Below are 13,704 nucleotides of genomic sequence, written 5' to 3' on the forward strand. Positions count from 1 at the left end.
AGTAGAATGACCCGTACCATCGTCGAATCCAAGACCAAGACCGCCATTATCGGCTTTGACCAGCCGTTCTGCGTGATTGGCGAGCGGATCAACCCCACGGGCCGCAAGATCCTGTCCGAAGAGCTGGAGCGCGGCGATTTCTCCCGCGTGGAGGCCGATGCCATTGCCCAGGTCGCCGCAGGCGCGACGGTGCTGGATGTGAACTCGGGCGCGGTATTTTCCAACAAGATGGCCGAAGACCCGCGCTATGCCGACAACAACTTTGTCGAACCGACGCTGATGCCCGAGCTGATCAGGGTCGTGCAATCGGTGGTCGATGTTCCGATCTGTATCGACAGCTCGGTGCCGGGCGCGCTTGAGGCCGGGCTCGAGGCCTGTGAGGGCCGACCGCTCTTGAATTCGGTGACCGGCGAGGAAGAACGGCTGGAGCTCGTGCTGCCTCTGGTGAAGAAATACAACGTGCCCGTGGTGGCGATCTCGAACGACGACACCGGCATTTCAGAAGACCCCGACGTACGTTTCGCGGTGGCCAGGAAAATCGTCGAACGCGCCGCCGATTTCGGCATCCCGGCGCATGACATCGTGGTCGATCCGCTGGTCATGCCGATCGGCGCCATGGCGACGGCAGGTCATCAGGTGTTCACGCTGGTGCGGCGACTGCGCGATGAGCTCGGGGTCAACACCACCTGCGGCGCCTCCAACATCTCCTTCGGCCTGCCCAACCGGCACGGCATCAACAACGCTTTCCTCCCGATGGCCATGGGTGCAGGCATGACCTCGGCGATCATGAACCCGGTGGCAGTGCCGATCAACGCCACCAGGATCGCGGAGAAGAAAGCGGAGATCGCGGCCTCGGGGATCATCCTGCCCGCGGACATGGATGACGAAACCTTCGTCACCCTGTTCGGCCTCGGATCGACCAAGCCGCGGGCGGGCAAGGAGATGGAGGCCATCCGCGCCGCCAATTTCCTCTTCGATCGTGATCCGCACGGAACGGAATGGATCAAGTTCAATAAGGTCGCCCCGAAGGCCGGGCAGGAAGGTCGCGGTCGCGGCGGGCGTGTCGGCGGACGTCGCCGGGCCTGATCCGCAAGACAGAACGGTTGGCGTCCCGATGGCCGGGGCGCCGTTTGCAGACAGGCGTCGGTTCAGATCGCGCGCAGAGCCACCACCGCGTTCATCCCGCCGAAGGCAAAGGCATTGCTGAGCGCCACATCGACCTGCGTCTCGCGGGCCATGTTCGGCACCACGTCGAGCGCGCATTCCGGGTCGGGTTCACGATAGCCGATCGTTGGCGCAATCACGCCATCGCGCAGCGCCATGATACAGGCCAGCAGTTCGACGGCGCCGGTGCCGCCGATCAGATGCCCATGCATCGATTTGGTCGAGGAGATCATCAAGTTTTCGGCATGGTCGCCGAACACCTCCCGCACGGCGGCGCATTCGCTTCGGTCGTTGGCAGCGGTGCCGGTGCCGTGGGCGTTGATATAGCCGACCGCTTCCAGCGCGATCCCGGCATCCGCCAGCGCCCCGCGCATCGCGCGTACGGCACCGTCCCGGCTCGGCATGACGATATCGCTGGCGTCCGATGTCATGGCGAAACCCGCGACCTCGCAATGAATATCGGCGCCGCGGGCCCGGGCATGCTCATATTCCTCGAAGACGAAAATCCCCGCGCCCTCACCCTGCACCATCCCGCTGCGGTCCCTGGAAAACGGACGACAGGCATCATGGCTCATCACCCGCAGCCCTTCCCACGCCTTGACACCACCGAAACACAGCATCGCCTCGGACCCGCCGGTGAGCATGGCCGGGGCCATGCCCGACCGCACCAGCGCAAAGGCCTGCGCCATCGCGTGATTGGAGGAAGCGCAGGCGGTCGAAACGGTGAAAGACGGGCCCTGCAGATTCCAGGCCATGCTGAGATGCGCTGCTGCGGCATTGTTCATGAGCCGTGGCACGGTGAAGGGATGCACCCGGTTGCGTCGCTCTTCATAGACCGCACGATAATTGTCGTCCCAAGTGCCGACGCCGCCCCCGGCCGTACCGAGCACCACGCCCGAACGGCCTGCAAGGTCACCATCGAACTCGAGCCCGGATTGCGCGACCGCCTCCTGCGCAGCGGTAAGGGCGAATTGGGTGAAACGATCATATAGGGTGCGCTGCTGTCGGTCGAACCGGGCATCGCCATCAAAGCCGCGCACCTGCGCGCCTATGCGTATCGACAAACGATCGACATCACGCATATCCAAGGGCCCGATCCCGCAAATCCCCTCGCGCATCGCCGCGAATGTCTCAGGTACCGAATGCCCCAAAGCGTTGATCGTGCCCGCCCCGGTGATCACCACGCGTTTCACGACCCGTTACCCCTGCGCCGCCTTCAGCCCCTCGACCCCGGCGACGATGGCGCCGACGGTGGAGATATCGAAGGCCGTTTCGGCCGGGTTGTTGGCGTTGAAGGGTACGTTGATGTCAAAGGCCTCCTCGATGGCGAAAATGCTTTCCACCAAACCGAGCGAGTCGATCCCCAGCGAGTCCAGCGAGCTTTCCATGCCGATATCCTGCGGTTCGAGCACCGCCTGTTCGGCGATGATCGCGATCACCTGGTCTCTGATGTTCATCGATGATATTCCCCTGCTTCGTCGCGGCGAAATCTAGGCATCTCCGTCGGGTTTTGAAACCGTCTTTTGCAATGCAGCGATATCGCGCAGGGCGCGCGGCAGACGACGCAGCGCGCGGTAGATATCCATCTGCTTGTCCATCGCGGTAGCCGGATAGCCCAGCATCGTGCGTCCTGCCGGCACGTTGGACAGCAGCTTGGTCCCGCCGCCGGCGATCACCCCGTCGCCGATGAAAATATTGTCGCTCGCCCCGACCTGACCGCCGAGCACGACATTGTCCCCGATCACCACCGAACCCGCGACGCCGACCTGGCCGCAGAGCAGGCAATTGCGCCCGACCACCACGTTATGGCCAAGATGGACGAGGTTATCGAGCTTGCTGCCATCGCCGATGATTGTGTTGCGGATGGTGCCGCAATCGATCGTGGCGTTCATCCCGATTTCGACATCGTCGCCGATCTCCACGGAGCCGAGCGAATGAATACGTGTCCAGGGCTGCGCCTTACGTTCGCCCTGATCCCCGAGGGTCTTGCGGGCGGATTCGACGTTCGACGGTTCGGCGGTCACGAAGGAGAAGCCATCTCCGGCCACCCGCGCGCCGGGTTGGGCAATGAACCGATCCCCGATTACCGCCCGGGCACCGATGCTGACCATCTCGCGCAGAAACGCGTCCTTTCCAATCGTGACATCCTGCCCGATATGGCAATGCGGCCCGATCACGCTGCCTGCGCCGATCCGGACCCCGGCGGCAATGACGCTAAGCGGTCCAACGCTGACATCCGCTGCCAGCTCGGCACCGGGATCGATCACGGCACTTGGATGAATCCCGGATGCAAAGCCCTGACCGCGGTCCATCATCCGCGTCACCCCGGCCATGGCGAAACGCGGCCGGTCCGGGAAGATTGCCGCCTTGAGCCCCAGTCCGCGCCAATCGGCTCCGGGCCAGAGCATGGCAGCCTGCGCCCGTCCCTCGGAGAGCCCCGCGGCATATTTGGGATCCATCGCCAGGGCGAGATCGACGGCCCCCGCGGCTGCCGGTTCGGCGAGCCGGTTGACACGAAGAGAAGTGTCACCCGCGGTTTCTGCACCAAGCGCCGCTGCGATCTCGTCAATCGTATAGGTCATTGTCTTCCCCCGTTTCAGGGACCGGATCTACCCCCGATAGGCACGCAATGCCACCCCTGCCTTGCTGAGCGCCGACCAGATCCGCGCGTCCCGGCCATAGATATCGGCACGATACTCAGTCTGGCCCCGGGCATTGGTAAAGGCGGTCCGGTAGATCAGATGCACAGGCACCGGCGGTTCGAGATTGACCCGCGTTTCGCGACCGGTATTGAGTTTGGCATGAAAGAGTCCCTCGGGATCGTCGCTTTGCGGGGCCAGCAGCGCATAGGCGAATTCGAAAGGATCGGCCAGCCGTACGCACCCGTGGCTGAAGGCCCGGACATCGCGCTGGAACAGGCTCTTGGCCGGGGTGTCATGCAGGTAGATATTGTACTTGTTCGGAAACATGAACTTGACCAGCCCGAGCGCATTGTCGTGGCTTGGCGGTTGGCGCATGGAGAAGGGAAAGTTGCGGGCATTGTAATTGTTGAAATTCACCGCACCCCGATTGATCTTGCGCCCCTGCCGGTCGGTGACCTCGATATGACGCACGGCATAGGGATTGCGCTTGAGCTGCGGCAGATATTCCTTCGTGACGATCGAGCGCGGCACATACCAGCTCGGGTTGATCACCATGAATTCCATGCGGTCGGAAAATTCGGGCGTGGGCCGGTCATCGCGCGCGGCCCCGACGACGGAGCGGGTCGAGAAGGTCACCTTGCCATTGTCGATGATCCTTGCGGAAAAATCGGGGATGTTGACGAGGACGTGACGATCCCCGCGGTCGAGGTTCAGCCATCGCTCCCGCTCGAGCGCGACGATCACCGATTGCAGCCTTGTCTCGACCCCGCTGTTGATCTGGCGCATCGTCTCCGGCCCGGCGATACCGTCCTGGTTGAGACCATGCGCCAGCTGAAAGGATTTCACCGCTGTGGTCATCGTCTCGTCATAGCTCTGGGTCAGGGTGCGGTCCAGAAAACCCATCGAGATCAGCCGGTTGCGCAGAGAAAGCACCTCTTTGCCAGTGTCGCCGGGACGCAGGGTGCCCGACTGGACTGTGGGCCCCCAGCCGCCTGCGGCAAGCAACCTCTCCAGCGTCAGCTTCTCCTTCAGCAATGCGTTGTATTCGATGGTTCGCGGCGGCAGCCCGCGGAACAATGCCGCCGGCGCGGTGGTGTTCAGACTGGCGAGATAGGCACCGCGGTCGCGATAGGGGATTTCGCGCACGATCTGACGGTCAATGCGCGACGGGATCAGTACGCCGGTCTGGATGTCCCGGGCATATTGCAGGAAGACCCGGCTCATCGCCACCTCGGCCAGCCCCCTGTCACGCTCGCTGCGCACCGCGCCAAGCTGCGCGACGAGCCCGGCAGGATCGTAGCGGGCGACCGGCAACCCGTGCGCTTCGGCATTTTCGATAGCCCGCAGAAGCTCGGCGCGGCGCGCCCGGTCGCCGTCCCCGGTTCCGGTCCAGAGCGGGGCATATTCATTCTCGCGGTAGAACCCGGCGATATCGCTGTCCTCTGCCGCCGCTTCGGCTACCGCCTGTTTGAACGGGGTCACCTGCGCAACCGCGCCAGAGGCGATCGGCAAGCTGAGCAAGAGGGACAGCAGACCCGGCACCGCGAAACCGCGGCGCATCGATGCGAGACCCATACCTGTCATTCTTTCCCCCGAGCATGTGGCCAGCAATAAAGGATACCGGCATAGCCTAACCCTTGTCCGAAATGCCCCGGATCAAGTCCATTCACATTCGCACCAGCCAAGTAAACAACGGGTAAAGTGATGCGCAAAAGCCGCTCGGATTGGCGAAAACGCGTGCTGAATGGACCCGATATGCGCGAAAAATTGCCGAAAATTTTTGGCAGATGGAACCATCCGGATTCAGTACTTGGTTCATTTTTCCCGCTATGCAATAACCATGTTGCATCTGGGGAAGAGATGAAGTGCCCGTGTAACATCATGGACACATTGTAGGCAGACGACGGGACAGAAAGACATGACAGGCATCAGCTCTTCGGGCATGACCCGACGCGCCGTTCTCGGCGCCTTCGCGGCTACTGCAGTGACAGCCGCACCGACATTCGCCAATGCCGCAGGATTCCTGCGCGGCGCGGGCGACGTTCGACGTATCCGCATGTATTCGGGCCGTACGGGTGAACGGCTCGACATGATTTACTGGATCGAAGGCCAGTATATCAAGGATGCGGTCAAGGAAATCAATCACTTCATGCGTGACTGGCGCACCGATGACGTCAAGAATATCGACCTGCGCACGGTGGATATCATGGCGGCGTCGCACAACCTTCTGGATGTCAGCGAACCCTATATGCTGCTCTCTGGCTACCGCAGTCCGAAGACCAACGCGATGCTGCGGTCCCGCTCGCGCGGGGTGGCGAAAAACTCCCTGCACATGCGCGGTCAGGCCGCCGACCTGCGGCTCGGGTCGCGGACGGTGCACCAGGTCGCCAAGGCGGCGATAGCGTGCCGTGGCGGCGGTGTCGGGCGTTATTCCGGCTCCAATTTCACGCATATGGATTGTGGTTCCGTACGGTCTTGGGGCGGTTGAACCCGGTCATATTACCTTGAAATGAGCGCCCTGCGGGGCGCTTTTTTCATTCCACGAATACAACTTCTATTTCGACACCCGGATCCGCCTGCATACGGGACGTGACCATCCGCGCGAGTTCGCCCGCGTCCCAATTTGTCATGCGCACGCAGCCATGGCTCTGGTTGGTGAACAATTTCGAAGGTTCGGAAGTGCCGTGCAACCCGTAGGTCGGCTTGTCGAGGTCGATCCATGTCGAGCCAACCGGCCCGTTCGGTCCCGGCGGCAGGGTGAGAAACTCGGTATTGTCGCCCTGCTGGAAATTCACATCCGGATTGTAGCTATAGGTCGGATCGGGCGCCACGGCAGTTACCAGATGGGTCCCGCTCGGCGAAGGCGTCCCGTCAGAGCCAATGGTGACGGGATAGTCGGAGAGCACCCGACCGTTGACATCGAGCGCTTGGAGCCGCGAGCGCGGCTTGTCGATGACAATCCGGGCCAGCGGCGCATCTTCGCGGCGCCGCGTGACATCGACGACGGTCACCGTCTCCCCTGCGACCCAATCGAGCCCCGGATTGAGACCGATGAGGAAGTCCTCGTCCATGTGATATTGTTCGGCAATTGCCTCCGACACACGGGTAAAGCCGATACGGTCGAGCTTTGCCAACTCGGCGTAATCGTTTGGCAAGGGACCGGGGGTCAGTTGCGATACGTCGGCTGGCGAAATCACATGCGCCTTGGTCACCTGACCGACCTGCGCCCCGCCAAGCGCGTCCCAGACCTCGCCGTCAAGGACACCGTCCACCGGCAGGTTCTGCTGACGTTCGAAAGCGCGCAGGGCCGTGCCGGTCATGCCGCCGGAATATCCATCGATCACTCCCGGCGACATGGCGGCGCGGTCGAGCAGCACCTGTAGCTTCACGGTCAGGGCCGAGCGCCCCTCGGGCAGCGGTTGATCGCGGTACTCGGCGGCGTCGATCTCCTCGGGATTCGGGATCCGGTGATTCACCTTATCGGCGCGCGAAGGTACCGCCGTTCCCTGATCCGCTGTGCCATCCCCGGTTGCGCTCTCTTCGACCGGAGGCAGCGGCGTCGTGCCGATGCTGTCCTGTTCATTCGCCCGGCGCAGCAATTCCTCGAGCTGCGATTCAGTAACGATCGGTTCTTCGGCGAGGGCGGGACCGGCCAACATGGCAATCATGGGGAGCGCGGCGAGCCGCAGACGGGCGGTACAAGACAATTTCATCGGGGCTTCCTGCTCATTGTTTGCAGGTCAACGCCATCGGATGACGAATTGTTCCTCCCGCGCAGGTGTGACACTATCATCGGATCGATTTGAGATAAAAGGAAAATTGGCGGACCGTAGAGGATTCGAACCTCTGGCCTCTGCCTTCGGAGGGCAGCGCTCTATCCAGCTGAGCTAACGGTCCATGGGGGCGGTATAGCTAGGCTTCCCGCCCCCTGCAAACGGAAAATTGGCGATCAGCCAAAGAGTTCCCGCGCCAGTTCCAGCGCCTCGACAAGCGCGTCAACTTCGGCCTCGGTATTATAGAGACCGAATGACGCGCGACAGGTCGCAGTCACCCCGAGATGGGTCATCAACGGCGCGGCGCAATGATGCCCGGCGCGCACCGCGACGCCCTTCTTGTCAAGAATGGTGGAGATGTCATGGGCATGGGCCGCGCCTTCCAGCGTGAAGCTGAAGATCGCGGCCTTGTCCTTGGTCGTGCCCTGCTGCTGCAACCAGTTGAGCCCGTCGAGCCGCGCGACCGCATAGTCACGCAGCCGGTCCTCATGGGCCGCGATGTTCTCCATTCCGAGGGACATCATGTAATCAAGTGCCGCGCCGAGGCCGATGGTCGCGACGATCCCCGGCGTGCCGGCCTCGAATTTCATCGGTGCATCGTTATAGGTGACGTTTTCCTTGGTCACATAGCGGATCATGTCTCCGCCGCCGATGAACGGGCGCATCTCGGCCATGCGCTCGGATTTGATATAGATAGCGCCGGAGCCCGAGGGGCCGTAGAGCTTGTGGCCGGTAATCGCATAAAAGTCACAGCCGATTTCCCGGACATCGACCGGCATATGCACCGCGCCCTGCGAGCCGTCCACGAGGACCGGCACATCCTTCTCATGCGCCGCCTCGGTGATGGTTTTCACATCGACCTTGGTGCCCAGGACGTTGGAAAGATGCGAGATCGCGACCAGCTTGGTGCGCGGGCCGATAGCATCGATCACCGCTTGGGGGTCCAGCGCGCCGGTGCTGTCCACATCGACCCATTTGAGAACAACGCCCTGCCGTTCACGCAGGAAATGCCAGGGCACGATATTGGCGTGATGCTCCATGACACTCAGCACGATCTCGTCCCCCGCCTGCATCCGCGGCATGGCCCAGCCATAGGCGATCGTGTTGATCCCCATGGTCGCGCCGGTGTTCATCACGATCTCGTCTTCGGATGCGGCGTTGAGGAAGCGCGCGATGGTGCCGCGCACCGCCTCATACTTGTCGGTCGCCAGGTTGGAAAGATAATGCAACCCTCGGTGAACATTGGCGTATTCCATGGAATACGCCTGCGTAATCGCGTCGATCACCACCTGCGGCTTCTGCGCCGAGGCACCGTTGTCGAGATAGACCAGCGGCTTGCCGTTCACCTGACGTGACAGGATCGGAAAATGCGAGCGGATTTCGGTGACATCATACATGGGGCAGTAATCCTTGGGCAGTGATGCCGATGAAGGAGATCAGAAGGCCGAGTCCGAGGATCAGGCCGATTCCGGCGACAACCAGAGTTGCGATGGCGTGGAACAGCGTCGGCAGTTGCAACGCTGTCACGATGAAGTTCAGCAGGATCCAGACGCCCCAAACTGCGACCATCAGCGACAGGATCATCCCGAGCGGCGGCAGCAGCAACGCGATCAGCAGAATGGCGAGCTGTGCCGCGGCGCGCAGCGACTGGAGCCAGATGACGAGCATCAGGACAGTGTCGATATCCCCCTGCCCGCCCAGGGCCCACCCGGCCCAATAAAGCGCGTAGACATAGATGACCAGCAGTCCGGTAAGCAGGAAGAACAGTGCAAGCGGCGCCTCGAAATAACCCGGCAATGCCATCTGCGGCGGCGAGGCCGCGAGCAATAGCACCAGAATCAGCGTGTTGAGCGCCGCCACCAGCGCCAACGCTGTCCAGAGCACATCGCGCCCCGGACGATAGGCAAGGATCACCGCCGCCGCCTGGCGCGGGGTGAAAAGAGTTGCCTGCACCAGCGGCGCGAGAGCCGCGACATTCATGAAGCTTTCCTTTCGGCCACCAGCAAGCCACCGATCCAGAACCAGAGAAACACGCAGAGCCAGAGCAGCCCGACGATGCTGAGTTCGATCCCGGGGCCGACGAAACCGGCCGTCAGCCCGTGCAGAAGGATCAGCGGCGAAGAGGCCAGCAGTGCCCAGAACAACGCCAGACGCGCGTTGTAGAAGCTGCCCCTGCCGCCGAGCAGTCGGGCAACCAGATGACTTACCCCGGCGAGGACGTAGAGCAGCAGCGGCGCGATGAACAGCCACGCCATGAGCGTCGCCCCGAGCAGCATGTCGAGCTCGGTCCCGGTCAGATGCGCCTCTCTGGCCAGTCGCGGGGTCTGCGCCACGAAAATGATCAGGCAGGCGATCATCAGATAGATCAACGCCCGGTCTTCCCGCGGGCCCGGCGCCAGAAGGCGCCGGACCACCGCGGCTGGCCCTCGATAGGTGGCCAGAATATCGCGGGTTGCCGCCATCAGCCGCGGCGACGGTCCAGCCAGGAGGCAAGCCGCCCGTTGATTTCGTCGCGCAGCTCTTCGGTCTCGATTTCCTCCACCGCCTCGGCGAGGAAAGCCATGGTCAACAGATCGGTCGCCTCGCTCCGCTCGATGCCACGGGCGCGCAGATAGAACAGCGCCTCCTCGTCGATCGCGCCCGATGTCGAGCCATGCGAACAGGCGACGTCATCGGCATAGATTTCGAGCTCCGGCTTGGCGAGGAACTGGCTGTCCTCATCGAGCAGAAGTGACTGGCTGATCTGATAGCCGTCGGTCTTCTGCGCGCCTTCCTTGACCAGGATCTTACCCTGGAACACGCCGGTCGCTCCGTTGCGCAGCACCTTCTTGAACACCTGACGGCTCTCGCAGTTCACCGCGTCATGGCTAACGAAAACCGTGTCATCATGATGAAACGCCCCATCGCCGACACAGGCGCCCGCCACATGGGCATTGGCATCGTCGCCGGTGAGTTCGATCACGCATTCGTTGCGCGTCATCTGCCCGTTGACGGTGACGGTGAAGGATTTGAACGAGGATTCACGGCCCAGCCGGGCGAAGATATGTGTCGCCGCCCGCCGTTCATGATCGCGCCCCTGGGCGCGAACATGATGGAACCGCGCCTTATCGGCCACCTCGACCTCCATCACCATGTTGAGCCGCGCCGCCGCCGGACCATTCTCGAGCAGGGTCATTTCGGCCCCGGCATCGAGCTTGATGCAATGGTGCAGGATTGCGTCGGAAGTATCTGATTCATGGAGGTAAATCAGGTTCACAGGCTTGCTCACCCGGTCCGTGACATGGATAAGGATCCCGTCCAGCGCAAATGCGGTATTGAGCGCTGCCAACGGACGCTGCACCGGCGTCTGGCCGCGCGATTCCAACGTTCCGTAAAGGTCGCGCGCCCAATGCAGATCGCTGTCCGCCGCGGCAAGCCTTTCGATCCGGATGCCTTCGAGCGCCAGATCGTCGGAAGCCTCGACGTCAAAGACACCGTCGACGAACACCAGCTTCAGCCGGTCCATCTCGTCGAACAGCGGCGCCTCGTCATGCACGAAGACCGCGGCGGGCACAGGATCGGGTTGGGTCAGCGTATCGGGACGGGTGAATTTCCAATATTCATCGCGCCGCCCGGGCAGACCCATGCTGCGCAACCGCGCCAGCGCATCTTCCCGTGCGGCCCGGCTCCAGCCGCCGCCCGGCATTTCCAGCCCCGCGAGCATCGCGTCGGTGGCGTTCTGTTTCAATTCTGCCAGTGCCATTTAAGCCACCTCGGCGAGAATATCACCATATCCGTTGTTCTCGACCTCAAGCGCCAGCTCCGGCCCGCCGGATTTCACGATGCGGCCATCGGCCATGATATGCACCACATCCGGTTTGATGTGATCGAGCAGACGCTGGTAATGGGTGATGACGAGGAAGCCGCGCCCCGCATCGCGCAGCGCGTTGACCCCCTCGGCCACCAGCTTCATCGCATCGACATCAAGACCGGAGTCGGTCTCGTCGAGGATGCACATCTTCGGCTCCAGCATCGCCATCTGCAGGATCTCGTTGCGTTTCTTCTCACCGCCCGAGAAACCCATGTTGACCGGACGTTTCAGCATGTCCGCATCGATCTTGAGCTCCTTGGCCTTGGCGCGGATCAGCTTGAGGAAGTCGGAGGCCGACATCTCCTCCTCGCCGCGCGCCTTGCGCTGCGCGTTTACCGCGGTGCGCAGGAAGGTCATGTTGCCGACGCCGGGGATCTCCACCGGGTATTGAAAAGCCAGAAACAGCCCTGCCGCGGCGCGTTCTTCGGGTTCCATCTCCAGCAGGTCGACACCTTCCAGCGTCGCGGATCCGCCGGTGACCTCATAGCCCCCCTTGCCGGAGAGCACATAGCTCAGCGTCGACTTGCCCGAGCCGTTCGGCCCCATGATCGCATGGACCTTTCCGGCTTCGACTTCCAGATCCACGCCCTTGAGGATCTGCTTTTCTTCTTCTTCGAGTTCGACCGTCAGGCCCTTGATGCTCAGCATGTCATGCTCCTTCTGGCGGCGTCACGCGCCGCAATGTCAGTAATGTCCCGGGCGTCACGACGCCCGATGTCAGGTCGGGATCAGCCCACCGACCCTTCAAGCGAGATCGCCACCAGCGCCTGGGCCTCCATGGCAAATTCCATCGGCAATGCCTGCAGCACGTCCTTGCAGAAACCGTTGACCACCAGTGCGACGGCCTCTTCCTCGTCCATGCCGCGCGACCGGCAATAGAACAGCTGATCGTCATCGACCTTGGAGGTGGTGGCCTCGTGTTCGACCCGGCTGCTGTTGTTCTTGACCTCGATATAGGGCACCGTATGCGCCCCGCATTTATCGCCGATCAGCAGCGAGTCACACTGGGTGTAGTTGCGGCTCTCCTTGGCCTTCGGGTGCATCGAGACCAGCCCGCGATAGGTGTTCTGCGCCTTGCCCGCCGAAATCCCCTTCGAGACGATACGCGACTTGGTGCGCTTGCCGAGGTGGATCATCTTGGTCCCGGTATCAGCCTGCTGCATGTTGTTGGCGATGGCGATCGAGTAGAATTCGCCCTGGCTGTCATCGCCGCGCAGGATGCAGGAGGGGTATTTCCACGTCACGGCCGAGCCGGTCTCGACCTGCGTCCACATCACCTTGGCCCGATCGCCCCGGCAATCGGCCCGCTTGGTCACGAAGTTGTAAATCCCGCCCTTGCCGTTCTCATCGCCCGGATACCAGTTCTGCACCGTGGAATATTTCACCTCGGCGTCTTCCTCGACGATGATCTCCACCACCGCGGCATGCAGCTGGTTCTCGTCGCGCTGCGGCGCGGTGCAGCCCTCGAGATAGGACACGTAGGAGCCCTTGTCGGCAATGATCAGCGTGCGCTCGAACTGGCCGGTATTCTCCGCGTTGATGCGGAAATAGGTGCTCAATTCCATCGGGCAGCGCACGCCCGGAGGCACGTAGACGAAAGAGCCGTCCGAGAAAACCGCCGAGTTCAGCGTGGCGTAGAAATTGTCATTCACCGGCACCACGGTGCCGAGATATTTCTTCACCAGCTCGGGATGTTCGCGGATCGCCTCGGAGATCGAGCAGAAGATCACCCCGGCTTTTTTCAGCTCCTCCTGGAAGGTCGTCCCGACGGATACGGAATCGAACACCGCATCGACCGCCACCTTGCGCCCCTCGGCCGGTGCATCCTCGGCCCCCTCGACACCCGCCAGGATCATCTGTTCCTTGAGCGGAATGCCAAGCTTCTTGTAGGTCTCCAGCAGCTTGGGATCGACATCATCCAGCGACTTCGGCTTCACCGCCATGCTCTTCGGGCGGGCGTAGTAATACTGTTCCTGGAAGTCGATCTTCGGATAATGGACCATCGCCCATTCCGGTTCTTCCTTGGTCAGCCACCGCTCATAGGCACCAAGGCGCCAGTCGGTCATCCATTCCGGCTCCTCGTTCTTCTCCGAGATCAGCCGCACGATATCGTGGTTGAGCCCTTTCGGCGCATATTCCATCTCGATATCGGTGGACCAGCCGTGCTTGTATTTGCCGCCAACCTCGCGCACGGCATCCACGGTTTCCTGATCGACGCCCTCTTTGACGCCGTCATGTTCTTTGACGATCACATTTTCCAAGGTCTCAATCCTTT

13 protein-coding genes and 1 tRNA gene are annotated in these 13,704 nt (G+C 62.1%); 2 read left to right on the top strand and 12 right to left on the bottom strand.

Annotated elements, in window-relative coordinates:
* Positions 1 to 6: 6 nt before the first annotated feature.
* Entirely contained in the window at positions 7 to 1,086 is a 1,080-nt protein-coding gene (locus ACFSUD_RS06700; protein WP_386372705.1) for a methyltetrahydrofolate cobalamin methyltransferase, read from the top strand.
* A 62-nt stretch (positions 1,087 to 1,148) separates the two neighbouring features.
* Here ACFSUD_RS06700 and ACFSUD_RS06705 read toward each other — a convergent pair whose 3' ends face one another.
* The 4 genes from ACFSUD_RS06705 to ACFSUD_RS06720 are packed head-to-tail and all read right to left on the bottom strand — an operon-like array spanning position 1,149 to position 5,381.
* Positions 1,149 to 2,357 (bottom strand): beta-ketoacyl-[acyl-carrier-protein] synthase family protein, encoded by a 1,209-nt coding sequence (locus ACFSUD_RS06705; protein WP_386372707.1) that lies wholly within the window; start codon positions 2,355 to 2,357, stop codon positions 1,149 to 1,151.
* Between the two features lie 6 nt (positions 2,358 to 2,363).
* Positions 2,364 to 2,621, bottom strand: a complete 258-nt coding sequence (locus ACFSUD_RS06710; RefSeq protein WP_386372709.1) for an acyl carrier protein — start codon at positions 2,619 to 2,621, stop codon at positions 2,364 to 2,366.
* Positions 2,622 to 2,654: 33 nt separating this feature from the next.
* Positions 2,655 to 3,746, bottom strand: a complete 1,092-nt coding sequence (gene lpxD, locus ACFSUD_RS06715) for a UDP-3-O-(3-hydroxymyristoyl)glucosamine N-acyltransferase (protein WP_386372711.1) — start codon at positions 3,744 to 3,746, stop codon at positions 2,655 to 2,657.
* A gap of 27 nt (positions 3,747 to 3,773) precedes the next feature.
* Entirely contained in the window at positions 3,774 to 5,381 is a 1,608-nt protein-coding gene (locus tag ACFSUD_RS06720) for a L,D-transpeptidase family protein (RefSeq protein ID WP_386372713.1), read from the bottom strand.
* Positions 5,382 to 5,724: 343 nt separating this feature from the next.
* Between ACFSUD_RS06720 and ACFSUD_RS06725 the strand changes: the two genes are divergently transcribed.
* A complete protein-coding gene (locus ACFSUD_RS06725) occupies positions 5,725 to 6,294 on the top strand; it encodes a YcbK family protein (protein ID WP_386372715.1) in 570 nt (189 codons plus the stop codon).
* A 46-nt stretch (positions 6,295 to 6,340) separates the two neighbouring features.
* Here the strand turns inward: ACFSUD_RS06725 and ACFSUD_RS06730 are convergent, their stop codons facing one another.
* The 8 genes from ACFSUD_RS06730 to sufB form a co-directional block, all read right to left on the bottom strand.
* Positions 6,341 to 7,519, bottom strand: coding sequence for a L,D-transpeptidase family protein (locus ACFSUD_RS06730; RefSeq protein WP_386372717.1), 1,179 nt, complete (start codon positions 7,517 to 7,519; stop codon positions 6,341 to 6,343).
* Between the two features lie 107 nt (positions 7,520 to 7,626).
* A tRNA-Arg gene (locus ACFSUD_RS06735) sits at positions 7,627 to 7,703 on the bottom strand.
* Positions 7,704 to 7,755: 52 nt separating this feature from the next.
* Entirely contained in the window at positions 7,756 to 8,976 is a 1,221-nt protein-coding gene (locus ACFSUD_RS06740) for a cysteine desulfurase (protein WP_386372719.1), read from the bottom strand.
* Positions 8,969 to 9,559 (bottom strand): YIP1 family protein, encoded by a 591-nt coding sequence (locus ACFSUD_RS06745; protein ID WP_386372721.1) that lies wholly within the window; start codon positions 9,557 to 9,559, stop codon positions 8,969 to 8,971. Before ACFSUD_RS06745 ends, ACFSUD_RS06740 begins: the two co-directional genes overlap by 8 nt.
* Positions 9,556 to 10,041: a YIP1 family protein gene (locus ACFSUD_RS06750; RefSeq protein ID WP_386372723.1), complete on the bottom strand. Its 486-nt coding sequence runs from the start codon at positions 10,039 to 10,041 to the stop codon at positions 9,556 to 9,558. The genes ACFSUD_RS06745 and ACFSUD_RS06750 overlap by 4 nt, the downstream gene beginning before the upstream one ends.
* Entirely contained in the window at positions 10,041 to 11,321 is a 1,281-nt protein-coding gene (gene sufD, locus ACFSUD_RS06755) for a Fe-S cluster assembly protein SufD (RefSeq protein ID WP_386372725.1), read from the bottom strand. Before sufD ends, ACFSUD_RS06750 begins: the two co-directional genes overlap by 1 nt.
* The gene (gene sufC, locus ACFSUD_RS06760; RefSeq protein ID WP_386372727.1) at positions 11,322 to 12,077 is read right to left on the bottom strand and encodes a Fe-S cluster assembly ATPase SufC; all 756 of its coding nucleotides are present in this window, start codon (positions 12,075 to 12,077) and stop codon (positions 11,322 to 11,324) included.
* Positions 12,078 to 12,157: 80 nt separating this feature from the next.
* Positions 12,158 to 13,681: a Fe-S cluster assembly protein SufB gene (sufB, locus tag ACFSUD_RS06765; protein WP_386373004.1), complete on the bottom strand. Its 1,524-nt coding sequence runs from the start codon at positions 13,679 to 13,681 to the stop codon at positions 12,158 to 12,160.
* Positions 13,682 to 13,704: the final 23 nt, after the last annotated feature.

Source organism: Sulfitobacter aestuarii, from assembly GCF_042685005.1.
GTDB classification, from domain to species: Bacteria; Pseudomonadota; Alphaproteobacteria; order Rhodobacterales; family Rhodobacteraceae; genus Sulfitobacter; species Sulfitobacter aestuarii.